Raw genomic sequence first — 24,813 nt, 5'->3', positions numbered from 1 at the left:
GCCGGACTGCGTGCAGCCCGGCGCACGAGAACTTAGTCCAGCGAAGAAGCCGGGCCGAAGAACTCGTAACGGGCCTGCGCTGCCGGTACGCCCAGCTCATGCAGATGGCGCTTGACCGCCTTCATGAAGGACTTGGGGCCGACAAAATAGGCGTCCACGTCCATCGATTCAGGCAACCAGCCGGCCAGCTTGTCGCGGTCGATGTAACCGATCGCATGCGGCGCCTGGTCCTGTTCGCGCTGTTGCTCGTAGCAGAAGTAATGCCGCAGCTGCGGATGCTCCTGCGCCAGGTCGGCGATTTTCTTGCCAAAGGCGTGCACACCGCCATGGCGCGCCGCGTGGATGAACACCACCGGACGCTTGCTCGGCAGCGCCGCATCCAGCATCGCCAGCATCGGCGTGATGCCGACGCCGCCGCTGATCAGCACCAGCGGGCGTTCGCTCTCGGTCAGCGTGAACTCGCCCGACGGCGGCATCAGATCGATCTGCTTGCCGACGGTCATGTGGTCGTGCAGGAAGTTCGAGACCTTGCCGTTCGGCTCGCGCTTGACGCTGATGCGGTACATCTTGCTGTTCGGCGCGGCCGAGAGCGAGTACTGGCGGCGCATTTCTTCGCCGTCGACCGTGACGCACAGGCCGATGTACTGGCCGGGGTGGTATTCCAGAATGGCTTTGCCGTCTTCCGGCGCAAAGTAGAAGGAGGTGATTTCCTCGCTTTCGTCGACGCGGCGCACCACCACGAACTTGCGCAGGCCGCGCCAGCCGCCGTCGGCCTTTTCGGTGGCCTGGTAGATGCCTTCTTCGGCGCCGATCAGGATGTCGGCCAGCTGGCCGTAGGCGGCGCCCCAGGCTTCGATGACCTGGTCGGTGGCGATTTCCGCGCCCAGCACTTCACGGATCGCGCGCAGCAGGCAGTCGCCGACCATCGGATAATGTTCGGGCTGGATTTGCAGCGCAACGTGCTTGTTGATGATGGTGGTGACCAGGCCGCCCAGTTGCTCGAGCTGGTCGATATGGCGCGCGTACATCAGCACGCCGTTGGCCAAAGCGCGCTGCTGGTCGCCGCTGCCTTGGTGGGCTTTGTTGAACAACGGGATGACTTGCGGGTAGTCGCGCATGAGCATCTTGTAGAAGTGCGTGGTCAGCGCTTCGCCGCCGCTTTCGAGCAGGGGGACGGTGGATTTGACGATGGCGCGGTGGGCGTCGGAGAGCATGGCGGTACCTTTCAGTGTTGAACAAGCGGGGTCGAGGTCAAAAATCCTCGGTTTTTTGTATCTTCTTATCCCTTCTTAATCAAACTCCATGCCAGACTGAAAATCTTTTATAATCAGTCACTTAAAAAATGACCGAGTCGAATCGACCTGAGTCATAACGACTCAATAAGGGTAAAAATGACTCCAAAGCTCATGTTGGACGCATTGATTCCGCTGATGGCCGATTTGTCCAAGGAGCTGCACGACAGCGAACGCTATCGCCGCCTGCTGGACACGCTGCGCATGCTGTTTCCGTGCGACGCTGCGGCCTTGTTGCGGCTTGACGGTGACGTATTGGTGCCGCTGGCGATCAACGGTTTGAGCAGCGACACACTCGGGCGGCGTTTCCGCGTGAGCGAACATCCGCGCTTTCGGGTGCTGTTGTCGAACGTGCCGCCGACGCGTTTTCCGGCCAACTCGTCCTTGCCCGATCCTTACGACGGTCTGGTCGAAGCGCATTCCGGCGAACTTCACGTGCACGATTGCATGGGCTGCCAGATCACCATGAATGGCCGTCCCTGGGGTTTGCTGACGCTGGATGCGCTCGGTCCCGGCCGCTTTGATTCCGTCGACACGGCCTCACTGCAGGCCTTCGCCAGTTTGGCCGCCGCCACCGTCAACGTCGCCGAACGCATTCATAACCTTGCTGAGACCAGCGAGCAGGAGCGCCAGCGCGCCGAAGCCTACCGGCTCGCCGCCAACCAGAGCCGGCGCGAACTGATCGGCCAGAGTCCCGCGCACAAGCGCATGATGAAAGAGGTGCGGCTGGCCGGGCCGAGCAACATGACCGTGCTGATCACCGGCGAAACCGGCACCGGCAAGGAGCTGGTTGCCAACGCCATCCACGCCGCCTCGCCGCGTGCGCGCAAACCCATCATCAGCCTCAACTGCGCCGCCTTGCCGGAAACCCTGGTCGAGAGCGAGCTGTTCGGCCACGTGCGCGGGGCGTTTTCGGGCGCGGTCAGCGACAGGCGCGGCAAGTTCGAGCTGGCCGACGGCGGCACCTTGTTTCTCGATGAAGTGGGAGAATTGTCGCTGACGGTGCAGGCCAAGCTGCTGCGTGCGCTGCAAAGCGGGCAGATCCAGCGCGTCGGTTCGGACGAGGAGCACAAGGTCGACGTGCGCGTGATCGCCGCCACCAACCGCGATCTGGAGGAAGAAGTGCGGCTGGGCCGCTATCGCGCCGACTTTTACCATCGCCTCAGCGTCTATCCGTTGGCCGCGCCGCCGTTGCGCGAACGCGGTCACGACATTTTGCTGATCAGCGGATTTTTCCTGGAAGAAAACCGTTTCCGGCTGGGTTTGCTGAGCCTGCGCCTGGCAACTGATGCCCAGGAAGTGCTACTCAGTTATCGTTGGCCGGGCAATGTGCGCGAGCTGGAGCACGTGATTGCCCGCACCGCGCTCAAGGCGCTCGGCAAGCATCCCGAGCGGCCGCGCATCCTGACGCTGGCGGCTGAGGATTTCGATTTATCCAATGAGAAGGCGAACGCACTGTCATCGCATGAGGCGTCGCTTGAAGAACAGGTCCAGTCCGAGCTTGACCTGCAGAACGGCAGCGGCCTGCGTGACGCCGTAAGCGCCTATGAGCGCAAGTTGGTCAGCGCCTGCCTGGCGCGCAACGGCGGCAATGTGGCCTCGGCTGCACGCGAGCTGGGTGTGGACCGGGCCAATCTGAACCGGATGGCCAAGCGGCTCGGTCTGAAGTAAGCGGCTGCGACCGCCTTAAAACTGTTCCCACGAACCTTCATCATGCGCGAGCGCAGGGCTTGGACTGGCAACGGCTTTACCTTCCGGGGTCGATACCGCACGCAGTGCAGGTCGGGAAGCAGCTTTCGGTGCGGCGGCAGCAGGGCGCTTGAGCATGGTCCTGGCTGCAGAGGGCGGCGCCGCTGCGTTGCCGTCGAGCTTGAAGACGCTGACGGTCTGGGCCAGCTTGCCGGCCTGTTCCTGCAGCGACTGCGCGGCGGCGGCCGCTTCTTCCACCAGCGCGGCATTCTGCTGGGTGACTTCATCCATTTGCGCAATGGCCCGGTTGATCTGTTCCAGGCCGGTGCTTTGTTCCTGGGTGGCCGACGAGATTTCCCCCACGATATCGGTCACGCGCTTGACGCTGCTGACCACTTCATCCATGGTCGATCCGGCCTGTTCCACGAGCTTGCTGCCGACATCGACCTTGGCGACGGAATCGTCGATGAGCGTCTTGATTTCCTTGGCGGCGGCCGAGGACCGCTGGGCCAGGCTGCGTACTTCCGACGCCACCACGGCGAAGCCGCGGCCTTGCTCGCCGGCGCGGGCGGCTTCGACGGCGGCGTTCAATGCCAGGATATTGGTCTGGAAGGCAATGCCGTCGATCACGCTGATGATGTCGAAGATCTTGCGCGACGACTCGTTGATCGATCCCATGGTGTCGACCACCTTGCCCACCACGGTGCCGCCCTGGACCGCGACTTCCGAGGCAGTGGTTGCCAATTGGTTGGCCTGGCGTGCGTTGTCGGCGTTCTGTTTCACGGTTGAAGTCAGTTCTTCCATCGCCGAAGCGGTTTCTTCCAGTGAGCCTGCCTGCTCCTCGGTGCGCGACGACAGATCAAGGTTGCCCGAGGCAATTTCGCTGGACGCCGTGGCAATGGTATCGGTGCCCTGGCGTACGCTGCCGACGATGCGCAGCAGGTTGTCGTTCATTTGCCTGAGCGCGCCGAGCAGCTGGCCGGTTTCATCTTCGCTGTTTTGTCGGATGTCGGCAGTGAGGTCGCCGTCGGCAACCTGGCGGGCGACTTTGAGGGCCTCCGTCAGCGGCCGTGAAATGATGCGCGCCACCATGATCGCCAGCGTCATTGCCGCGACGATGCACAGCACCAGCATGGCGATGATCCACAGCCGTGCGCTGCTGTAGGTGTCGTCGGCCAGCTTGTTGGAGATGTTCGAGCCGCGCTCGTTGACGGCGGTCAGCTGATCGAGGAGCTCAATGGCCTTGCGATAGTTTTTGGTCGATTCGCCCTTCATGAGGGCGCGTGCTTCGACATTCTTGTTGTCGCGCGACAGGGCGATGATCTTGGGATGTTCCGCGACCACGACGTCCAGCATCTTGCTGACTTCCGGATAAATGGCGCGTTCTTCAGGCTCTGTGATCTGGCTCTCGTACAGCTTGCGCGATGCGGCAAGGGCTTCGAGCTGCTTGTTGGCGCTCTGCTCGATTTCCGCAAACTCCTTGGCGTCGGAGGCAAGAATATGTTGCTGCTCAAAGCTGCGGATACGCGAGGCCGTGAATTTCAGCTGCGCCAGGGTGCGGATGGTCGGCAGCCAGTTGGTGGCGATATCGGTGGAGGCGCGATTGACCTTGTCGAGTTGCCCGATGGCGAAAATGCCGAGGCTTGTCGCCAGCACGATCACGGCGAGAAAAGCGGCGATCAGCTTGGTGGCGATCTTCAAGTCGTAGAACCATTTCATTACGTTTCTCCCCGCTTTTTTTTGTGAGTCGGCGCAACGATTTCCCGGCGCGTCGGATCCTGTCCGGAGCAGCGGGCAGTTGCTCACAGAATTGCATGAAAGATAACGTTGCTCAAACAAACATCGTTGTTATTTGTGTATTTTTTGATAATTTTTCTTCTTGCAATCCAAAGGGGATATGCAGGTGCTGACAACAAGCTGGCGATGTTGCAGAAACGGTTTTTTGGACGATGCGACGGGAGATCGTCAGCGGTTCAGGCCAGCGTGATGGCGATGCCTTGCGCTTGGTAAGGCGCGATCAATTCGGGGGCGGTGTCGCGGTTGATCACGATGCGGCTGACCTCGGCCAGCGGCACGATTTCGAACGGCGAGGTGGTGTCGAGTTTGTCCGGAGAAGCCAGCACCACGGTGTCGGCGGCGGCGCGGCTGAAGGCGCGCTTGATGCCGGCTTCGTCGAAGTCGAGCGAAGTGATGCCGGTGCGCGGATGCAGGCTGCACACGCCCATGAAATACTGGTCGGCGCGCACGCGTGCAATCTCCTCGATGGTGCCGCTGCCCATCGCCACCACGGAATGCTTGAACAGCTTGCCGCCGATGATGATGACGTCGATATGCGCATGGTTGGCCAGCTCGACCGCGATCGAGGGGCTATGCGTCACGACCGTCGCCTTGAGATCGGGAGCAAGGTGACGCGCCAGCTGGACGCAGGTCGTGCCGCCGTCGATGAACACCACCTGGCCCGGCAGCACCAGCGCCGCCGCCGCGCGGCCGATGTCGGCCTTGGCGCCGGGTTCGATGTGCTGGCGATCGGCGAACATCACCATCGCCGGCGTGCCAAGCAAGGGCAAGGCGCCGCCATGCACACGCCGCAGCAATCCTTCCCTGGCCAGTTCACGCAGATCGCGCCGGATCGTGTCTTCGGACACGTCCAGTTGTTCGCTCACCGGCTTGGCGACGATGCGGCCGTCGCGGCTGAGCAGGTCGAGCAGGTGTTTCTTTCGTTGACTGGTCAGCATGCTGGTTTGATCCGATCTGATGTATGAGCTGGGGAGTGTACAAGAAATGCGTAAATTCGTGCAGTTTCATGGAATTAATCGCGACATTTTTGCACGAATATTCTTGATAATTCCTGATGTTGCATGATATTTTAAATAAAGCGTGCAATACCGGCATGGATGAATGCGGGTTTGCGGTCTTACGAATTCACTGCACAGGAGTAAAACAATGGAAAACGAGCGCGTCCGCATCCGCAATGTCAAAGTCTTGTCCGACGACTGGTACCTGCTCAAGAAGACTACCTTCGACTACCGCCGCGCCGACGGTGTCTGGCAGACGCTCGACCGCGAAACCTACGATCGCGGCAACGGCGCCACCATCCTGCTGTACAACCTGGAACGGCGCAGCGTCATCCTGATCCGGCAATTCCGGTTTCCGACGTATTGCGACGGTCACGACGGCTTCCTGGTCGAAACGCCGGCAGGTTTGCTGGACAATGCCAGCCCGGAACAACGCATACGCGCCGAGGCGGAAGAAGAAACCGGCTATCGCGTCGGCGACGTTCGCAAGGTGTTCGAAGTCTTCATGAGCCCGGGTTCCGTCACCGAGAAGCTGCATTTTTTCGTCGGCGAATACGCAGCGGATGCGCGCCCAGGTGAGGGCGGCGGCAATGTCGCCGAAGGGGAGGATATCGAAGTGATGGAAGTGCCGATCCAGCAGGCGCTGATGATGATTGCCGAAGGCGAAATCGCCGACGGCAAGACCATCATGCTGCTGCAGTACGCGCAATTGCACCTGTTCGGCGCGGGGCCGAACTAAAGCAGGCGAATCAGAATCAGGACGGCCTGGCGACGCGCCACTGACGCCACACGTGGCGTGTCACGACCGCCACCGGAATGCCCAGACCCAGCCAGCACAGCCAGTCCCAGATGCCGTCGCCGAAAATCCCGGCCGCCAGTCCGCCCAGCGACAGTGAGCCGAGCAGCAGCGGCATGCTCCACGTTCCCTTCATGCTTTTTCTCCAGATAAGCTCAGTGCCGATTCCAGTTCTGCTTCGCCGCCAACGACCTTGCTGCGCCGATGCCGTTTGAGCCAGACCACGAACCCGGTCACCGTGGCTCCCGCGGTCATGATGGTCAGCAGCGCCCACAGGATCTGCAGAGGACGTCCGGCGTAATTGCCGAAGTGGAACGGTCCCGACAGCAGCAATACCTGCAAATACCACGGCATGCCGCGCACCGCCGATACGGTGCCGTTATCGGCGTCGACCATGGCGATGGTGAAGACGCGTTTTTCCAGTTCGGTATGGCCGCGCAGGACCACGCCGTAATGGCGGCCGGTGGAATATTCCGTGCCCGGGTAGAACACGTAGGCGATGTCCTTGCCCGGCACTACCGCCTGGGCGGCGTTGATGGCGCTGTCGACCGCGATCAGGCGCGACGGTGTCGGCCCCGGCAGTGTCTCGATCAGGTGCTGCAATTCGGTCTTTTGCCACAGACCGAGGATCAGCGGCGAGAACGACAGGAAGGCGCCGGTCAGGCCTACTACCAGCGCCCACACCATGACGACGATGCCGAACAGGTTGTGGAAGTCGGCATTGACCACGCGCGTGGTTTTGCCGAAACGCAGCAGCCCGAATGCCAGTTTGCGCATGAACGGTGCATACAGGACCAGCCCGCTGACCAGGCTCAGCACGAAGATGATGCCCATGACGCCCATGAACAATTGCCCCGGCAAGCCGAGGAACAGGTTCACGTGCAGCTTAAGGATGAAGCCGCTGAAGGTTTCGCCGGGAACGGTATTGTTGCGCTCGCCGGTGGCGCCGTTGAATTGGACGCTCTTGCCGACGGCCAGCTTGGGTTCGCCGGGCGGGCCGACGCGCACGTTGACGAAGTGTTCATCGCCGAAAAAGATGGATTTGGCGACTTGTCCGGCATGCATGGCCTGCGCCATGTCGATCAGCGACTGCACTGATGGTTTGGGGCCGGCCTGCGCCATGGTCGCTTCGGGATGGCCTTGTCCCAGCCAGTCGTCGATGTCGTCATGGAAAATCAGTAGCAGCCCGGTCAGGCACAGCACCAGCAGATTAAGGGTGCAGATCAGGCTGGTCCAGCGGTGAATGGCATACCAGGTCCGTAAAGTGGACGCTTTCATCAGGGGGTTCCTTGCGCGATGCCGACCGGTCGTCATGGGACAGAGCGAGGCGGTTGTTGTGATTGTTGTTGATTCTTGGGGACGACTTTTTCGTGCAGGCGATTATAGATGAAAATAATTCTTATTCATATTCGATTGATTCACTATAAATCAGTAGTGAATAGCAGGCATTGTTGCGGCGTTGATAGTGGACATAGAAGGTTGGAGTGTTGGCAAAGTGAAAATCCGCCGATGTTAAAACTTGTCATGGATGCAATAAGAAATATGCTTTTCCGCTGAAAGCCGCTGTAGAAGGGGTCTTTACATCTACGGGGATTGTGACGTGGTATCGGCATGGATTAAAATAAGAATCATTCTTATTAATTCAGATCCTTCGCCGTGGCCGAATCCACCTTTCAGCCGGACATGCATTCCTTTTACAGCAGCCATCACGGCTGGCTGTACGGTTGGCTGCGCAAGAAGCTGGGCTGCGCGCATAACGCCGCCGACGTCGCGCAGGATACTTTCATGCGCATCATCGCCTCGCGCGACGCCTTGCTTGGCGTGCAGGAGCCGCGCGCCTACCTGACTGCCACAGCCAAACGGCTGATGCTGGACCGGGCGCGCCGGCAAGTCATCGAACAATCCTATCTGGCGGAACTGGCGCTGACCATGGAGCAGGCCGAAGGCTACCCAAGTCCCGAAGAAATCCTGCTCGCCGTGGAAGCGCTTGAGCAGATCAGCGCCGCACTGCAGGCCGTCGCCGCCAAGGCGCGGGATGCCTTCCTGCTGCATTACCTGGAGGGGCAGACGCAGGCGGAGGTGGCGCTCGCGCTCGGCGTATCTACCCGCATGGTGGGCAAGTATCTGGTGCAGGTGCTGGTCAAATGCAGGCTGGAGCGAGCATGAGGCGAGACCTGTGAAGCGCGACCTCGAATTCGACGCGGACACTGCGCAAGAAGAGCGCATCGCCGAGCACGCAGCACAGTGGATCGTCCAACTGAGCGCTGACGACGAAGCGCTTCGCATCACTGCGCAACGCGACTTCGACGCCTGGAAGAACGCCGATCCGCGCCACGCCGTTATGGCTGCGCGGGTGGAAGGTTTCATCAGTCGCGTGCAAGGCTTGCGCGGTACGGACGGCAATCAACGGCAACCGGCGCGCGCCGCGCTTGAAGCCACTTTTTCGCTCCAGCAAAAACGCAGCGGCCGCATCAAACAGGTCAAACGCATAGGCGCCGCCGTGGCGATTGCAATGGCGCTGGGTTTGCCGGCATGGCTTGCGGTGCGGGTATTTCCGCCGGCTTACCTGACCGCAGACCTGCGCACCGCCACCGGCAAATGGGAAACCCGGGTGCTGGCCGATGGCAGCAGCATCACCCTGAACAGCGCCAGCGCGGTCAACCTGCATTTCAACGCCGCACGCCGGACGCTGGAACTGGTGCAGGGAGAAATCCTGCTCGACGTCGCCAAGGATTCCGAACGTCCTTTCGTGGTGGAGACTGCGCATGGCAGCGTTCGCGCTCTCGGAACGCGCTTCGTGGTCAGCCGCGAGGCTGACGCCACGGTGCTCAGCATGCTGGAGTCGCGCGTTGAAGTGCGCGCGGCGCGTCAAAATCCCGATCATCCGACGGTGGTGGCGGCCGGCCAGCGCATACGCTTCACTGCCGACAACATCGGCTCGATTGAAGACATCGACGCCCGCAGTCTTGCCGACGCCTGGAAATTCCATCAACTGGTGGTGCGCAACCAGCGCCTGCCCGACGTGCTCGACGCGCTGGACCGCTATCGTCCCGGCACCATCAGCTACAACCGCGAGCAGATCGCCCGCATCAATGTGTCGGCAGTGCTGCCGCTGGACGACACCGGCCGCGCGCTGCAATTGTTGGGCAATAACTTCCCGGCGCTGCGCATACGGACCTTGTCGCCGTATCTGGTGCGCGTGGATGCGCCCGCCGTGTCTGATGAATCTGCGGCGCGCTGAGCGATGGAAGATTTTTTCAACTTATTTTTCAAACAGTAGTTCCACTTTTCGTTTTTCGTGCGTCAAGCGGGTATGACCAACGAAAAGGAAGTCTCCACCATGCAGCACCACGACGTTCATCCACAGCACCGGCATACAACCCGGACATCTTCCCGTTTCAACCTGCGACCGCTGGCGTTTGCGGTCCGGATCAGCCTGCCGACCGTGCTTTTGAGCGGCGCGGCAATGCAGGCGCACGCGCAAACCGCAGCGCAGACGATTTCCTACGACGTCCCGGCGGGCCCGCTGGCCGATGCATTGAATCGCTATGCGCAGCAATCGGGCATCTCGATTGCGATCGATGCCGACAAGGTTGCGGGCAAGCAAAGCGCCGGCATCCGCGGCAGCTACGGCGTGGACGAGGGTTTCCGCGTGCTGCTGCGCGATACGGGATATGAGATGCGCAAGACGGATGCAGGTTATGTACTGGTCGCGCCAACTGCAGACAACCGCAGCAGCGGCAGTCTGCCGGCTGTGAGCGTGACGGCGGCGGCCGACAGCGGCCTGCATCTCAACGAACGCGTGACCAGCGGTGCGCTCGGTACGCGATCGCAACTGGACACGCCGTTTTCGATGGCCGTGATCAAAGCCGACGACCTGGCCGAGCGCCAGGTCACCAAGCTGGGTGACGTGTTTGCGCTGGACGCCTCGGTTACCGATAACAGCGGCGGTTACAGCAGCTGGGCCAGCTATGTGACCGTGCGCGGCCTGCCGCTGGACTGGCAGAACGCTTACCGCATCGACGGCCGCCCGTTCATGAGCTATGCGATCACCTTGCCGTATGAGCACTTCGAGCAGATCGACCTGCTCAAGGGTTCGTCGGGCTATATGTACGGTTTCGGCGCGCCGGGCGGCATGATCAATTACGTCACCAAGCGTCCGACCGATGAGCCGGTGCGCAGCGTCGAAGTCGGTTTCAAGTCGAACAACATCTGGAGCGAGCATGTCGACCTCGGCGGACGCTTCGGCCAGGACGGCATGTTCGGCTACCGCGTCAACGCCACGCACGAGCAGGGCCGCACCTTCAACGAGGGCAACGTGCGCCGCGACACGCTGTCGCTGGCGCTGGACGCGCGCCTCACGCGCGACCTGACCTGGGACTTCCAGTCCATGTATCACAACCGCAATTCGGAAAACCAGACCCCTTCGATCAGCACCAGCAAGCTGACCGGCAACGTCCTGCCGGGCGTGCCGGCCGGCGACGACCAGTCGTTGCAGGGCCGCGGCCAGCATCTGAACACCAACTTCCAGTTCTATTCGACCGGCCTGAAGTACGCCATCAATCCCGACTGGAAGCTAAGCCTGAACTACAGCCACAGCACCTCGCGCCGCAGCCGCAACGAGTCGTCGCTGTATCTGGCCAACGCAGCCGGCGATTACGGCGATACGCGTTCGGACAGCCGCGAAGGACATACTTTCGACTACTGGCAGGGCGTTCTCGAAGGCAAGGCGAAGACCGGCTTCATCGACCACCAGATGGTGTTCGGCGCCTCCTGGCAAAAGCAGGTCAACGACTACACCATCAGCAGCTTTTACCAGTCCATCGGCAACGGCAACCTGTATCGCCAGAACACCAACGATTACGTCAGCGCGACCGACCTGCGTACTTACCACGACTCGGATATCAGACAGCAGTCGCTGTTTGCCAGCGATACGCTGACATTCTCCGAACAATGGTCGTTGCTGGCCGGCCTGCGTTACACCAATTTCGAGCAGAACAGCTACGGTCTGACCGGCGCGCGCACCGCGCAGTACAAGAAGGATGGCGTCGTCACGCCGACCGTGGCGCTGATGTTCAAGCCCGAACCGAACACCACGATCTACACCAGCTACGTCGAATCGCTGGAGCAGGGCGGTATTCCGACCATCGACAATTCCAATTACCGCAGCACGCTCAATCCGCTCACCAGCAAGCAATATGAATTCGGCGTGAAAACCGAACAGGACCGCTGGAGCGCCACGGCTGCGCTGTTCCGCATCGAGCGCGGCGCCGAGTACACCAATACCGTCACCAAGGCGCTGGTGCAGGACGGCGAGTCGGTCTACCAGGGCCTGGAGCTGGGCGCAGGCGTGAAGCTGGGGCACGACTGGAAAGTGTCCAGCAACCTGATGTTCCTCGACAGCAAATACAAGAAGGGACTCACTTATAATGGCAACCGTGTCGCCGGTGCCCCCGATTTTGTCGCCGCCGGACAGGTGGTTTATCAGGTGCCGCAGATCAGCGGCCTGAAACTGTCGACCGACGCCAAGTACACCGGCACCACCATGCTGCGCGCCGCCAACGATATCAAGCTGGCCGGCTATACGCTGTTCAACGTGGGCGCCAACTACACCACCCGCATCGGCAAGTTCGACACGACATTCCGTGCGGCCGTCAATAACATTACGGACAAACGTTACTGGGAATACCAGTACGAAAACTGGATCAAGCCGGGCGATCCGCGTACCTTCAGCCTTAGCGTCAAGGTGGATTTCTGATCCATTTGCAACGCGGTTGAATAGTTAACCTGCCGGCGGTCTTGCTTCGATACCGAAGCAGGGCCGCTCAGGCATTTTTTGAAGCGACTTTATGCGTGCTGTTCTCGTCCTCCTTCATCGCTGGTTCGGCCTCGGCGTGGCCGTGTTCCTGTTCATTTCAGGCGCCACCGGCGCGATCATTTCGTGGGATCACGAGCTCGATGCCGCGCTCAATCCGACCTTGTTCCGCGCCAACAGCGCCAACCCCGGCAACGTAGCCGGCACGCCCAAACCGGGCCTGGAACTGGCAAACATCATTGAGGCGCGCGAGCCGAAGCTGCGCGTCACCTACGTGATGAACGAGAGCGAGCCCGGCCACACCAGCAGCATGATGGTCGAGCCGCGCCTCGACCCGGCCACCGGCAAGCCGTACGAGCTGAGCTACAACCAGATCGCAGTCGACCCCGTCACCGCCGAAATCCAGGGCAAGCGCATGTGGGGCGCAATTTCGCTGAGCCCGGAAAACCTGCTGCCGTTTCTCTACAAGTTGCACTACACCATGCATCTGCCCGAGATCGGCGGGATCGAATTGGGCATTTGGCTGATGGGCATCATCGGCATCGTCTGGGCGCTGGATTGCTTCATTGCATTGTGGCTGTCTTTCCCCAACTGGAAGAGCTGGCGCAAGTCGTTCGCGTTTCGCTGGAAGGACGGCGGCCACAAGCTCAACTTCGACCTGCACCGCTCGGGGGGCGTGTGGGTGTGGGGCTTGCTGCTGATCCTGGCCGTGACTTCGGTGTCGATGAACCTCAACAACCAGGTCATGACGCCTCTCGTCAAGATGTTCTCGACGGTCACGCCGACCGCTTTCGACACGCGCACGCCGGTGGCGCCTGACAAGGTGGTCGAGCCGAAAGTGTCGCGCGAGCAGGTGACACTGCTGGCAGTGGAAGAGGGCAAGCGTCGCGGCTTCGAGGTGCCGGCCGGCGGCGTGTTCTACTCCTCGATGTTCGGCCTGTATGGCGTCGGCTTCTTCGAGGCCGGCAACGACCATGGCGACGTCGGCCTCGGCAACGCCTGGCTGTACTTCGATGCTGCTACCGGCGCACCGGCCGGCACCCGGATCCCGGGCACCGGCAGCGCCGGCGACTTGTTCATCCAGGCGCAGTTCCCCTTGCATTCGGGACGCATCCTCGGCTTGCCGGGGCGCATCTTCATTTCCTTCATGGGGGCGCTGGTGGCGATGCTGTCGGTGACCGGCGTGGTGATCTGGATGCGCAAGCGCAAGGCGCGCGTGGCGCAGAAGCGCAAAGGGCAGGAGAAGGAGAAGGAGAAATCAGGATCAGCCTCGCCACGACCGGCCGTCGCCAAAACGGCAAAGCAAGTGGACGGCCGCGAGAGCACATCCTTGTCGTAACACGATTCAGCTTAAAAAAAGAGCCGCATCAACCTGGTTGAGCGGCTCTTTGTCTTTGCTGGTTCATCTTCATCGCACCGGCAGGTTGCGGGTGGTCCAGTACGACACGGCGTCGACCACGGTATCCATCATCTGGCCTGCATCGGCGGCCTTGTACAGATAGCCGTTGGCGCCCAGCTCGTAGCTCTTGCGGATATCTTCGCGATCGGTTGAGGTCGAGAACATCACCACCGGAATATGTGACGTCGCCTTGTTGCCCTTGAGCATGCGCAGCAGGTCATGGCCGCTCAGGCGCGGCATGTTCAGGTCCAGCAGGATCAGGAACGGATGCAGGTCGCGGCGCGCGGTGTATTCGTGATGGAACAGGAAATCCGACGCCGTCTCGGGATCGTTGAACCAGGTCCATTTTTCAGTAAGCTTCTTGCGCAGGATGGCGAACTTGGTCAGTTCTGCCACTTCGGAGCTGTCGTCCACCAGAAGGATGTCGGATTGTTGTAAGTCTTGCATGCTCATCGCCTTCACAAAATAGGAACTCAACCTGTTGACTGAGTCCATCCACACCGGCAAAGCGCGATACGGCTGGCAACCGCTGCATCTCGTTTACCCGGTGTTCATGAAGCCATTTTGGCACGCACGTACAGAATGGATATCGGGCAATTCCTTAATACATACTGATCAGTAGGTTTTGTGGGTGTTGTCGTGACGAGAGCGCGCGGGCAGGCTTACTCCAGCATCGCATCCAATCCGGCCGTCAACTCCTTCAACGGCGGCATTGCCTTGTCCGGATCGCTCTTGCCGGTGCCTGCGGGGGACCAGCCGGAATCGACGCCAAGGCGCTTGGCCACAGCGGCCGGATAGCTGGCCGCCATGTCTTCGTCACTCAGTTCCAGCACTGCTGCACGTGCGCGCCAGGCGCCCAGGTGGACCCATCCGGCCATCCGGTCGAACGGCGTGGAGGCGAGCGGGGCGGGGATGTCCTTGAGGGCGTTGGAGAGCGTTTCGGGAAAATTCCAGATCTTCGCCAGTTCCGCTGATACGTCGGCGAAGTGGAAGCCCAGTTTCTCTTTTTCGAGTTCGGCGCGGCCTGCGTCGAGCACGTTGAGTTGCTTGTCCAGCGGCGCCACTTCGGCGGCCGCGACGGCATGCAACTGCAACTGGCCGATGCCATGCATCATGCCCAGCGTGAAGGCGGCGTCGCCGTTGTCGCCCTCCCGGTGCGCCAGCCAGCGCGCGGCGCAGGCGGTGTAGAGGTTGTAGCGCCAGAACTGCTGCAGCTCCATGCCCTTGGTGTTCTTGAAGGCGGCCACCATGCCATTGCCCAGCACCAGGTTGCGCACCATCACGAAGCCGAGCATGCGCAGCGCGTCGTCGACCGTGCCAACCGTGCGCGAGACGTGGAAGTAAGCTGAATTGGCCAGGCGCAGCAGCTTGGCCGAGAGCGCCGGGTCGCCGGCGATCAGGTGGGCGATCTCATTGGCGGAGATGTCTTCGGAGTTGAAGCTCTCGATCAGTTGCTGGACGACTTTGGGGACGGTTGGCAGCTTGTTGGGCTGGTCGACGAGGCTCTTGAGTTCCATGCGTTGTTCCCTTGTGTCAATACTGGGTATCGATATTGTGCGTGCGCGGTTCGTACGTGAAGCGTTCCTGCCGATTTCATCAAAACCGAAGCGAGACAGGTCTATGCTTCAATTCAACGAATTGCGGTTTTATTGTCGCAGAGATCAGAGGCTGTGATTGCGTCTTTCTCGGTATGATGTTTCAGAACATTGTATATTCCAACACTCAGGAGCGGACTCATGGCCACGCGCAAGACCCCGGCAGCAACGCGAAAAGACGAAGCAGCTTCATCGCAAGCCGCTCCTGCAGTGGGAATGCCGCAGATGGGCGACGTCAATGCCTACCTGACCGACGCCATGCAGCGCACCTACCTGTTCCTCGACACCTTGCTCGATCGTGGCAACAACTATCTCGAACATCTGGACCAGGGCACGCCTCCGCTGCTGAAGTTCGAGCATGAAGTGGTGATGGATGGCCACGACCTGCCGAACCCCTGCAACTACGCCTTGCTGCGGCTGCAGCCGCCGGCCTCGATGCCGGTCAAGCCCGAAGCGCGGCCGGTGGTGGTGGTCGATCCGCGCGCCGGACACGGTCCCGGCATTGGCGGCTTCAAGTTCGATTCCGAAGTCGGCATGGCCATGCGCGCCGGTCACACGGTGTATTTCGTCACCTTCCGGCCTGAGCCGGAAGACGGCCAGACGCTGCTGACTGTGATGGACACCGAAGCCCTGTTCATCGAAGAAATCATCAAGCGCCATCCGCAATGCCCGGCCAAGCCGGTGGTGATCGGCAACTGCCAGGCCGGCTGGGCCATGATGGCGCTGAACGCACGGCGCCCGGAGCTGTTCGGCCCGCTCATGATCGTCGGCGCGCCGGTGTCGTACTGGGCCGGCAGCTCGACGCTCAATCCGATGCGTTACAGCGGTGCTTCACTGGGAGGATCCTGGCTGGCGTCGATGACCAGCGACCTTGGCGCCGATCGCTTTGACGGCGCCTATCTGGTGGAGAATTTCGAGAAACTCAATCCCGCCAACACCCTGTGGAACAAGTATTACAACCTCTGGGCCGGCGTCGACACCGAAGCCGAGCGCTTCCTTGAGTTCGAGCGGTGGTGGGGCGGCTACTTCCGCATGACCGGCAGCGAGATCGAATCCATCGTCGAGAATCTCTTCGTCGGCAACAAGCTCGCTCGCGGCACCATGATGGCCGGCGACAAGGCTATCGACCTGCGCAACATCACCTCGCCGATCGTGGTGTTCGCCTCCTGGGGCGACAACATCACGCCGCCGCCGCAGGCGCTCAACTGGATCATCGACACCTGGGGCGACGAGCGCGCGATTGCCGCTGCGGGCCGCACCATCATCTACGTGCTGCATGAAAGCGTCGGCCACCTCGGCATCTTCGTCGGCGGCTCGATTGCGCTCAAGGAGCACGATCAACTGGTGACCTCGCTGGACGTCATCGAAAGCCTGCCTCCCGGCCTGTACGAAATGAAACTCGAAGCCAAGGCGGGCAAGGACGAACAACGCTGGGATCAGCTGGAACCGGGCGACTACACGGTGCATTACCAGCACCGCACCATGGACGACATTCGCAAGATCAATCCGGAAGGGCGCGAAGAAGAAGAAATGTTCTCGACCATCGCGCAATGGTCTGAATTCAACGCCAACCTTTACAAGACCTATGTGCGCCCGTGGGTGAAGATGAGCGCCACCCGAGAGATGGCCAACGCCATGGTCAAGATGAACCCTTTGCGCATGCAGCGCCAAATGTTCTCGGACAGCTTCTTCATGGCGCCGTTTATCCGCCAGAAGGCGGCAGAAGCACGCGCTGAGCGAGCTACAGTTCCCGAGGACCATCCGCTGAAGCAGCTGGAAAAGAAAATGGCGCAGCAGATCACCGACGAACTCAACCTGTACCGCGATCGTCGCGACGAGCGCACCGTCAAGATGACGCGGCAACTATTCGGTCCCACGGGACTGGGTGCGTGGCTCAAGCCGCATGAGCCCGACGCCGTCGTTGCGCATGAACGCGCATTGCGCGAACTCGAGGTTTATCGTGAAAAGGCGCTGGCGCACATCGCCGAAGGTGGTTTTGCCGAGGCAGTGTGCCGCATCGTGGTGTCGGGGATGATCTCGATCGGCGCATTTGAACGACGCAGCCTGCGCCTGGCGCGTCTGCTGGCGCAGCTGCCGATGCATGCGAGCGTGTCGCCCAAGACCAACTGGGTGCAATTGCTGAAGGATCAGGCGCGCCTGACGGCCGTGGCGCCGGTGGAGGCGCTCAATGCCCTCGAACAATTATTGCCCGATACGGCTACGCGCGAGCGTGCGCTGGCGGTGTCGGCGGCGGTGATGATGATCGAGCCGACGCTGGCCAATCCGCGCTCGGAAATCATCGAATTCCTGATCGGTACCCTGGGTGTCGATCCGCAACGCGTGATCGGGTTGGCGCGCAAGTTGACGGATGCGCTGGAGAAGCCGGAGGCCAAACCGGCGTCGGCGAAGAAGTCCGCCGTCAAGAAGGCGGTTGCAAAGCCGGCTGCAGCAAAGCCGGCATCGAAAAAAACGACAGCCGTAAAAAAAGCTGCCGCCAAGCCCAAAACAGCAAAGGGCAAGGCGACAGCAAAGGCGGCTTAGCGCCTTCGAAAATTGCTAAGCCGCTTCCACAACTGCTCTTTGCACGACCGCCCTTAACGGTTCGCTGGTCGGACGTCCCTTGAAGTCCGTCCAGCACAGGCGATCGAAGTCATACAGCTTGCAGCGCCGTGCGGTATCGAAATACCAGCGCCACGAAAATTGTTGGATCACGATGCGGCCCGGCAGCATCGTCTCCAGCAGCTTCTGCGCCTTCTTCAGGCGATACAGCGGCACGCTCATGTCGACGTGATGGGCGGTGTGCTCCATGATGTGATGCAGCGCCGCGCCGACGCCATGGCGGAAGGTCAGGTGCACCGTGGTCGAGACGAACGGTTGCGCCGCCGACCATTCCGACTTGTCCTGGTACCAGGCCACGCCGACGTGGGTGTGATGGACGTAGACCACGAAGCCGATCATCGCCTTCCAGAACAGCACCGGCACCACGAACGCCGTCAGCAGCAGTGTCCAGAACGATTGCCCGCCGGCCTGCGCGGCCCAGGCCAGTCCGCCTATCCAGATCGCGGCGGCGAAGGTGACCAGCACGCCGTCCCAGATGAATTCCGCACGGCGCGTCGGCATCTGCTTGCGCGACGGGAAGTACATCTTCTTCCACCACATGTCCACCGTGTAATACAGCCAGGGCGCCCAGCCGCTGCGGTAGAGGCGCTCGAGCTTCTGGCGCCAGCGCGGCAGCGCCCGGAACTCCTGCAGCGAATGCGGCTGCCAGACGAAGTCGAAGCCTTTCAGGTTGGTATAGCCGTGATGCACCACGTTATGCCCGACCGCCCACAGGCTGTATGGCGTCAGCGAAGGCATGAACACCAGCCGGCCGAGCCAGGTGTTGAGCCGGCGGTTGGCGGTGAAACTCTGATGGCAGGCGTCATGCCCGAGAATGAACAGGCGGCCGATGATGAAGCCGGTCAGCATGCCCAGCAAGACTTTTGCGACGAAGCTGTCGACCGCAATCGTCGCCGCCAGCGCCAGGCCGAACAGGCAGAAATCCAGTACCACCAGCGCAATCGCCAGCGGCGTGCTACGCGCGACGATGGGCGTCAGCCAGGAACGGATGACCTTGCGATGCGGCATGGGGACGTGCGGATCGACGGGCGTCAGTGTTGAATCATGATGCTGCATTGGATAAGACCTCAAAACATGGATGAGACGTTTCTTGCCGGTGTCGCATTCGGGCTGACGAGACCGCGTCGCGGCGGCGTCAGCCCGTCAGACTCAGAAGCGATAGCCGACGCCGACGCCGATCAGCCACGGATCGATCTTCACCGTGCTGAGCTTGGTGCCGTTGGCGGCCAGCACATCGCTGCGGATCTGCACTTTCTTGATGTCGAAGTTGATCAGCCAATTGCGATCCAGCTTGACGTCGAAGCCGGCCTGCAGGGCACCGCCGATGCTGTGGTTTTCCAGGCGGGCGCCGCCGTTGAGCAGGTTGACGTCGGAGATGCGCGTGTAGTTAATGCCGGCGCCGACATACGGGCTGAAGGTCGAAGCGGGCGTGAAGTGATACTGCGCCAGCAGGGTCGGCGGCAGGTGTTTGAAGCTGCCGATGTTCTGGCCATCCAGGCGTACGTCATGTTTTTGCGGATAGGTCAGGACCAGTTCGGCAGCCCAGTTGGGCGTGAAGAAATAGCTGATGTCCACTTCCGGGATGGTCTTGGAGCTGACGGTCAGGCGATCCGAGGCGCCGACGCCGCCGACCGGATCGGATTTGTTGTCGGGGCTGATGTTGACGGCGCGCACACGCACCAGCCAGGGGCTTTCTTGCGCTGCAGCGAAGGGAGCAGCGACAGACAGGGTGGCGACGATGGCGACTGGTGCCAGCAGCATTGCGATCTTTTTCATGATGGATTCCCCGCGCCTTCTCTCGATGAAAGCGCATTGTTGTGAATGAAGTTGCGACGCAGCGAAATGTACGCGTGATGACGGCCGCAAGATTTGATGTCGATCAAAAAGAGAAAAAGAAGCGTCTTGGGCGGACTCGCCAATCGGCGGCAATGCCCTGATTCATCAGCGTTTGCGCGCCTCTTGATGTAGGTCAAGGTATATGGGGGTGCGACTCCTTACACTTGCACCGTTTGGGTCGTAGTCCGTCCTATCTCATCTTCAACTCGCTCATTTCATTTTTTCGCTGCGACCAGCCTCTGGAGCTAACAACATGGTGGTATCCGCAATGACGATGGTCGCTGAACCGTCAGTCGAATTCGACGCCCGGCTGATTCGCAAGCTGAGCCAGTCAGGCCCGCGCTACACGTCGTATCCCACCGCAGACCGTTTCAGCGACACGTTCGGTTATCGCGACTACCTGCAGGCGGTGGCGGGGCTGCGCACGCGCGGCAGCCGCAATCCCTTGTCGCTGTATGTGCACATCCCGTTTTGTGAAAACATCTGCTACTACTGCGCCTGCAACAAGATCGTCACCAAGAATCGCGACAAGGCCGGCATCTACCTCAGCTATCTGAAGCATGAGATTGAAATGCAGGGCAAACTCTTCGACGGCATGAACCAGATCGAGCAGTTGCACCTCGGCGGCGGCACACCGACCTATATTTCCGATGCGCAGATGGGCGACCTGATGGCGCATCTGCAGCGCTGGTTCCGCTTCGCTTCGGATGAAGTCGGCGAATACTCGATCGAAGTCGATCCCCGCACCGTCTCGGCCGAGCGCGTCGCCAGCCTGCGCGCGCAGGGCTTCAATCGTCTCAGCCTGGGCGTGCAGGATTTCGATCCGCTGGTGCAGCGCGCCGTCAACCGCGTACAGCCGGAACACCTGACCATCGACATCATCAAGGCCGCGCGCGCACAGCGTTATCGCTCGGTCAGCATCGACCTGATCTACGGCCTGCCGGGACAAAACGTGATCAGCATGGCGCAGACGCTGGCCAAGGTCATCCAGGCCGGGCCCGATCGCATTTCTCTGTACAACTACGCGCATCTGCCGCACCTGTTCAAGCCGCAGCGCCGCATCCTCGAGGCGCAGCTGCCGGGCGCGGAAGCCAAGCTCGACATGCTGGCGCTGGCGATCCGTCGCCTGACCGACGCCGGCTACGTCTACATCGGCATGGATCATTTCGCGCTGCCGACCGACGACCTGGCGATCGCGCAGCAGCAGGGCCGGCTGCATCGCAACTTCCAGGGGTATTCGACGCATGCCGAGTCGGACATGGTGTCCTGCGGCGTGTCGGCCATCAGCGCCGTGGCGTCGACCTACAGCCAGAACGTCAAGACGCTCGACGCCTACTACGACGCCATCGACAAGAACGAACTGCCGATCGTGCGCGGCCTGCGCATGAACATGGACGACGTCCTGCGGCGCCTGATCATCCAGCGCCTGATGTGCAACTTCGAGTTGTCGATCGCCTCCATCGAGACCGCGTATCCGATCACGTTTTCTTCGTACTTCGAGGGGGAGATGGAGGGATTGCGCCGTCTTGAGCTGGATGGGCTGGTGGTGATCGACGAAGAGTGGATCACGGTCACCATGAAGGGGCGCCTGTTGATTCGCAATATCTGCATGGTGTTCGATCGCTATCTGCAATCGCGGCCGGACGAGCAGCGCTATTCGCGCACCATCTGAGTCGCCATGACCGGCCTGAGTCTGATCCCCGTCTTCATGATCGGCCTGCTCGGCAGCGTACACTGCATCGGCATGTGCGGCGGCATCGTCGGCGCGTTCTCGATGGCGCCTGTGACGGTCCGGACGAAGCCGTTTCCCGTGGTGGTCAATGTCATGAAGAGCGAAGCCAACGGCACGCTGCTGTTGCGCACGCTCTCTTATAACCTTGGCCGCATCGGCAGCTATGCCGTCGCCGGGGCACTGGCGGGCAGCGTTGCCGGCGGCGCACGGCTGCTGGCGGACATGCAGGTATGGCAGGCCGGCGCCTACGTGCTGGCGCACCTGATGCTGGTCGCCTTGGGGCTTTATCTGATGGACGCCTGGCGCGGCCTGACCAGGATGGAAGCATTCGGCAACATCCTCTGGAAACGCCTGCGGCCATTGACCGGCTTGCTACTGCCTCTCGACAGTCCTTTCAAGCTGGTGCTGGCCGGCGGACTGTGGGGCTGGCTGCCTTGCGGCATGGTCTACAGCGTGTTGCTGACGGCGCTGTTGAGCGGTTCGGCCCTGTCGGGTGCGGCGGTGATGCTGGCGTTCGGTCTCGGGACCTTGCCGGTGCTGCTGGCGGCCGGCATGTTCGGCGCGCAGTTGCGCGGCGTCCTGCAGCGACGCAGTGTCCGCTTGGCCAGCGGCATGGTGGTGTTGCTGTTCGGCGTGTTCGGCCTGCTGCGTGCGCAACATGGCCTCACGCCTGACTGGCTGGCGGCCTTGTGCATCACGCCCACGCATGTCGCGGGATCTGCGGCGGGGCAGCCATGATTGCCGTCGAGCGCGGCGTGAGGGACGTGATTGGCGGGGCCGATGCAGCCGGCACCGCCTGTTTCCACTGCGGCTTGCCGGTGGCTTCGGAAACGGCATGGCGCGTGACGATAGACGGCGCCGAGCGCGCCATGTGCTGCCCCGGATGTGAGGCGGTGGCACGCAGTATTGTCGATAGCGGCTTCTCCGATTACTACGCTTCGCGCACCGGCTTTGCCGCCACGGTCGACGAACGGGAGTTGATGCCGCCTGAACTGCTGCTGTACGACCATGAGTCCGCAGCTGCAAATTCCGCAACTTCGGCAACGGATGCGCATGCCGCAGCGGCGATCTATACGGTGTCCAATATTCGTTGCGCTTCCTGCATTTGCCTCATTGAGCTGCGTCTTGCGCGCGTGCCCGGCGTACTGAGCGCCGAGGTCAATGCGGTGACCGAGCGCCTGCACGTGCGCTGGCGTACCGATGCATGCAAGCCCAGCGACATCCTCGCCGCCATGCGGGCGATCGGATACCCGTCCTATCCCTACGATCCGGTGCGACACGGCGAGCAGTTGGAACGCGCGCGCAAGACGCTGTTCCGGCAACTCTTCATCGCCGGCTTGTCGATGATGCAGGTGATGATGTACGCCGTGCCCGCCTACCTGGCGGGCGAGGGCGGCATGGATGACGACATGGCAAGCCTGATGCGCTGGGCCGCCTTGCTGATGACCGTGCCGGCGCTGGTGTATTCGGCGCAACCGTTCTTCCTCGGCGCCTGGCGCGACATCCGCAACCGCGCGCCGGGCATGGATGTGCCGGTGACGCTGGGCATCATTGCCGCATTTGCTGGCAGTGCGCTGGCGACATGGCGCGGAGCGAGCGGGGGCGAAGTGTACTTCGACTCGGTGACGATGTTCATCTTCCTGCTGCTGTGCAGCCGATACCTGGAGCTGACGGCGCGGCGCAAGGCCGCTTCGGCGCTGGACCGGCTGCAACGGTCGCTGCCGTCATCGGCGCTGCGCGTACTGGCCTATCCGCAGCCGGATGCCGAGCTGGTGGCGGCCGCACGGCTGTGCGCGGGCGACGTCATCCTGGTCAGGCCCGGCGAGGCATTGGCAGCAGATTGCGTCGTGCTCGCAGGATCATCGTCAGTCGATGTGTCCCTGCTGACCGGAGAAAGCCGCCCGGTGCACAAGAAGGTCGGCGACGCCATCCCCGGCGGCGCCGTCAACATCGCACAGGCGCTGACCGCGAAAGTCGTGCGCACCGCCGGCGACAGCACGCTGTCGGCACTGGTCGGCCTGGTCAACCGGGCCGGGCAAGCCAAACCAAAACTGGCGCTGTGGGCCGATCGCGTAGCGGGTTGGTTCGTGGCGGCGCTGTTGCTGCTGGCGGTCGTGGTGTTTTGCGCCTGGTACGTGATCGACCCGGCCCGCGCGTGGCCGGTGGCGATTGCCGTGCTGGTGGTGTCCTGTCCTTGCGCCTTGTCGCTGGCGACGCCGACAGCCCTGGCGGCGGCCACTGATCGCCTGCTGCGGCAAGGCATCCTGGCAGTGCAGCCGCATGTGCTGGAAACGCTGCATCGCGCCACCCACATCGTGTTCGACAAGACCGGCACGCTGACCGTCGGCAAGCCCGCGCTGCGAGAGATTTTGAAGCTGGGCGCCTTGTCCGCGGCGGACTGCCTGCGCATTGCCGCCGCCATGGAGCGCACCAGCGCGCATCCGCTGGCGCAGACCATCCTGCAGGCGGCAGCGGAGCAGCAACTGCACGATATTCCGGAAGCAAGCACGCTACGCCATGCGGCCGGACAGGGTGTGGAAGCGACCGTTGACGGGGTGCTCTGCCGGCTCGGCAATTTCGCGTTCGTACACGCATTGATTCCGACTGCGTCGAGCATGCCGGCAGCCGATGCCGACGAGCAGGCCGAGGCCAGCTACGTGTTCCTGGCGTCGAGCAACGGTTGGCTGGCGCGCTTCGATATCGCCGACGCTCTCCGACCGGAAGCGCAGGCGGTGGTCGCGCATTTCCAGGGGCAAGGCAAGAGCCTGGTGTTGCTGAGCGGCGATCGCCATGAAGTGGCACAACACGTGGCCGACCGGCTCGGCATCCAGACTGCGCTCGGTGACTGCCTGCCTGAAAGCAAGCTGTCCTTCGTGCGAAGGCTGCAGCAGGGCGGCGCCATCGTCGCGATGGTAGGCGACGGCGTCAACGACGCCGCCGTGTTGCGTGCGGCCGATGTCTCCTTCGCGATGGGCAACGGCGCCGCGCTGGCGCAGACCAGCGCCGATTGCGTGCTGCTGTCGGGGCAACTGTCGGCGCTGTGCGAAGCCGATCGCGTCGCCACGAAGACGCTGGCCGTAATCCGCCAGAACCTGGCCTGGGCCACGCTCTACAACGCAGTGGCGATTCCGGCGGCGGCGCTGGGCTGGATCAACCCGTGGCTGTCGGGCGTGGGCATGTCGCTGAGTTCGGTGGTGGTGGTGCTGAACGCGCTGCGTCTGCGCCGGGCCGGGAAAGGGAACTGA

19 protein-coding genes are annotated in these 24,813 nt (G+C 61.8%); 10 read left to right on the top strand and 9 right to left on the bottom strand.

Annotated elements, in window-relative coordinates; genetic code table 11:
• Window positions 1–32: 32 nt before the first annotated feature.
• Window positions 33–1,214 carry an NO-inducible flavohemoprotein gene (gene hmpA, locus ACIROW_RS02705; protein WP_402271629.1) on the bottom strand — a complete coding sequence of 394 codons (1,182 nt, stop codon included), beginning with the start codon at window positions 1,212–1,214 and terminating at the stop codon, window positions 33–35.
• Between the two features lie 177 nt (window positions 1,215–1,391).
• On the opposite strand from hmpA, the gene norR reads away from it, so the two are divergent.
• Window positions 1,392–2,963, top strand: coding sequence for a nitric oxide reductase transcriptional regulator NorR (gene norR / locus ACIROW_RS02700; RefSeq protein ID WP_402271627.1), 1,572 nt, complete (start codon window positions 1,392–1,394; stop codon window positions 2,961–2,963).
• Window positions 2,964–2,978: 15 nt separating this feature from the next.
• On the opposite strand, the gene ACIROW_RS02695 is transcribed toward norR, so the two are convergent.
• Entirely contained in the window at window positions 2,979–4,700 is a 1,722-nt protein-coding gene (locus ACIROW_RS02695; protein WP_402271625.1) for a methyl-accepting chemotaxis protein, read from the bottom strand.
• Between the two features lie 254 nt (window positions 4,701–4,954).
• Window positions 4,955–5,716, bottom strand: a complete 762-nt coding sequence (locus tag ACIROW_RS02690) for a DeoR/GlpR family DNA-binding transcription regulator (RefSeq protein WP_402271622.1) — start codon at window positions 5,714–5,716, stop codon at window positions 4,955–4,957.
• A 208-nt stretch (window positions 5,717–5,924) separates the two neighbouring features.
• Here ACIROW_RS02690 and ACIROW_RS02685 point away from each other — a divergent pair, with 208 nt between their 5' ends.
• On the top strand, window positions 5,925–6,515 hold the full coding sequence (locus tag ACIROW_RS02685; protein WP_402271620.1) for an NUDIX domain-containing protein: 591 nt from the start codon (window positions 5,925–5,927) through the stop codon (window positions 6,513–6,515).
• A 16-nt stretch (window positions 6,516–6,531) separates the two neighbouring features.
• Here ACIROW_RS02685 and ACIROW_RS02680 read toward each other — a convergent pair whose 3' ends face one another.
• A complete protein-coding gene (locus ACIROW_RS02680) occupies window positions 6,532–6,708 on the bottom strand; it encodes a hypothetical protein (protein WP_402271617.1) in 177 nt (58 codons plus the stop codon).
• Window positions 6,705–7,850: a PepSY-associated TM helix domain-containing protein gene (locus tag ACIROW_RS02675; protein ID WP_402271614.1), complete on the bottom strand. Its 1,146-nt coding sequence runs from the start codon at window positions 7,848–7,850 to the stop codon at window positions 6,705–6,707. Before ACIROW_RS02675 ends, ACIROW_RS02680 begins: the two co-directional genes overlap by 4 nt.
• Window positions 7,851–8,255: 405 nt before the next feature.
• Between ACIROW_RS02675 and ACIROW_RS02670 the strand changes: the two genes are divergently transcribed.
• The 4 genes from ACIROW_RS02670 (at window position 8,256) to ACIROW_RS02655 (ending at window position 13,726) form a co-directional block, all read left to right on the top strand.
• A complete protein-coding gene (locus tag ACIROW_RS02670) occupies window positions 8,256–8,738 on the top strand; it encodes a sigma-70 family RNA polymerase sigma factor (RefSeq protein WP_402271612.1) in 483 nt (160 codons plus the stop codon).
• A 10-nt stretch (window positions 8,739–8,748) separates the two neighbouring features.
• Window positions 8,749–9,813 carry a FecR family protein gene (locus ACIROW_RS02665; RefSeq protein WP_402271609.1) on the top strand — a complete coding sequence of 355 codons (1,065 nt, stop codon included), beginning with the start codon at window positions 8,749–8,751 and terminating at the stop codon, window positions 9,811–9,813.
• A 72-nt stretch (window positions 9,814–9,885) separates the two neighbouring features.
• Complete coding sequence (locus tag ACIROW_RS02660) at window positions 9,886–12,330, top strand: TonB-dependent siderophore receptor (protein WP_402271606.1); 2,445 nt, start codon at window positions 9,886–9,888, stop codon at window positions 12,328–12,330.
• Window positions 12,331–12,421: 91 nt separating this feature from the next.
• Entirely contained in the window at window positions 12,422–13,726 is a 1,305-nt protein-coding gene (locus ACIROW_RS02655; protein ID WP_402271603.1) for a PepSY-associated TM helix domain-containing protein, read from the top strand.
• Between the two features lie 69 nt (window positions 13,727–13,795).
• Here the strand turns inward: ACIROW_RS02655 and ACIROW_RS02650 are convergent, their stop codons facing one another.
• Window positions 13,796–14,233: a response regulator gene (locus tag ACIROW_RS02650; RefSeq protein WP_402271601.1), complete on the bottom strand. Its 438-nt coding sequence runs from the start codon at window positions 14,231–14,233 to the stop codon at window positions 13,796–13,798.
• 215 nt (window positions 14,234–14,448) lie between these two features.
• Complete coding sequence (locus ACIROW_RS02645; protein ID WP_402271599.1) at window positions 14,449–15,303, bottom strand: HDOD domain-containing protein; 855 nt, start codon at window positions 15,301–15,303, stop codon at window positions 14,449–14,451.
• A gap of 219 nt (window positions 15,304–15,522) precedes the next feature.
• On the opposite strand from ACIROW_RS02645, the gene ACIROW_RS02640 reads away from it, so the two are divergent.
• Window positions 15,523–17,922 carry a DUF3141 domain-containing protein gene (locus ACIROW_RS02640; RefSeq protein ID WP_402271597.1) on the top strand — a complete coding sequence of 800 codons (2,400 nt, stop codon included), beginning with the start codon at window positions 15,523–15,525 and terminating at the stop codon, window positions 17,920–17,922.
• A 15-nt stretch (window positions 17,923–17,937) separates the two neighbouring features.
• Here the strand turns inward: ACIROW_RS02640 and ACIROW_RS02635 are convergent, their stop codons facing one another.
• Together ACIROW_RS02635 and ACIROW_RS02630 are read right to left on the bottom strand one after the other, a co-directional pair.
• Entirely contained in the window at window positions 17,938–19,056 is a 1,119-nt protein-coding gene (locus ACIROW_RS02635; RefSeq protein WP_402271595.1) for a fatty acid desaturase, read from the bottom strand.
• Window positions 19,057–19,149: 93 nt separating this feature from the next.
• Complete coding sequence (locus ACIROW_RS02630) at window positions 19,150–19,776, bottom strand: OmpW family protein (RefSeq protein ID WP_402271593.1); 627 nt, start codon at window positions 19,774–19,776, stop codon at window positions 19,150–19,152.
• A 313-nt stretch (window positions 19,777–20,089) separates the two neighbouring features.
• On the opposite strand from ACIROW_RS02630, the gene hemN reads away from it, so the two are divergent.
• Genes hemN through ACIROW_RS02615 form a run of 3 tightly spaced genes read left to right on the top strand, consistent with a single transcriptional unit; the run spans window position 20,090 to window position 24,813 of the window.
• Window positions 20,090–21,508 carry an oxygen-independent coproporphyrinogen III oxidase gene (gene hemN / locus ACIROW_RS02625; RefSeq protein WP_402271591.1) on the top strand — a complete coding sequence of 473 codons (1,419 nt, stop codon included), beginning with the start codon at window positions 20,090–20,092 and terminating at the stop codon, window positions 21,506–21,508.
• A 6-nt stretch (window positions 21,509–21,514) separates the two neighbouring features.
• Entirely contained in the window at window positions 21,515–22,306 is a 792-nt protein-coding gene (locus ACIROW_RS02620; RefSeq protein ID WP_402271589.1) for a sulfite exporter TauE/SafE family protein, read from the top strand.
• Entirely contained in the window at window positions 22,303–24,813 is a 2,511-nt protein-coding gene (locus ACIROW_RS02615) for a heavy metal translocating P-type ATPase (protein ID WP_402271587.1), read from the top strand. Before ACIROW_RS02620 ends, ACIROW_RS02615 begins: the two co-directional genes overlap by 4 nt.

This window comes from Herbaspirillum sp. NPDC101397 (assembly GCF_044767325.1).
Taxonomy (GTDB): Bacteria; Pseudomonadota; Gammaproteobacteria; order Burkholderiales; family Burkholderiaceae_D; genus Herbaspirillum.
The sequence above is the reverse complement of the archived record's forward strand: the minus strand, read 5'-3'. Positions and strand labels throughout refer to the sequence as shown.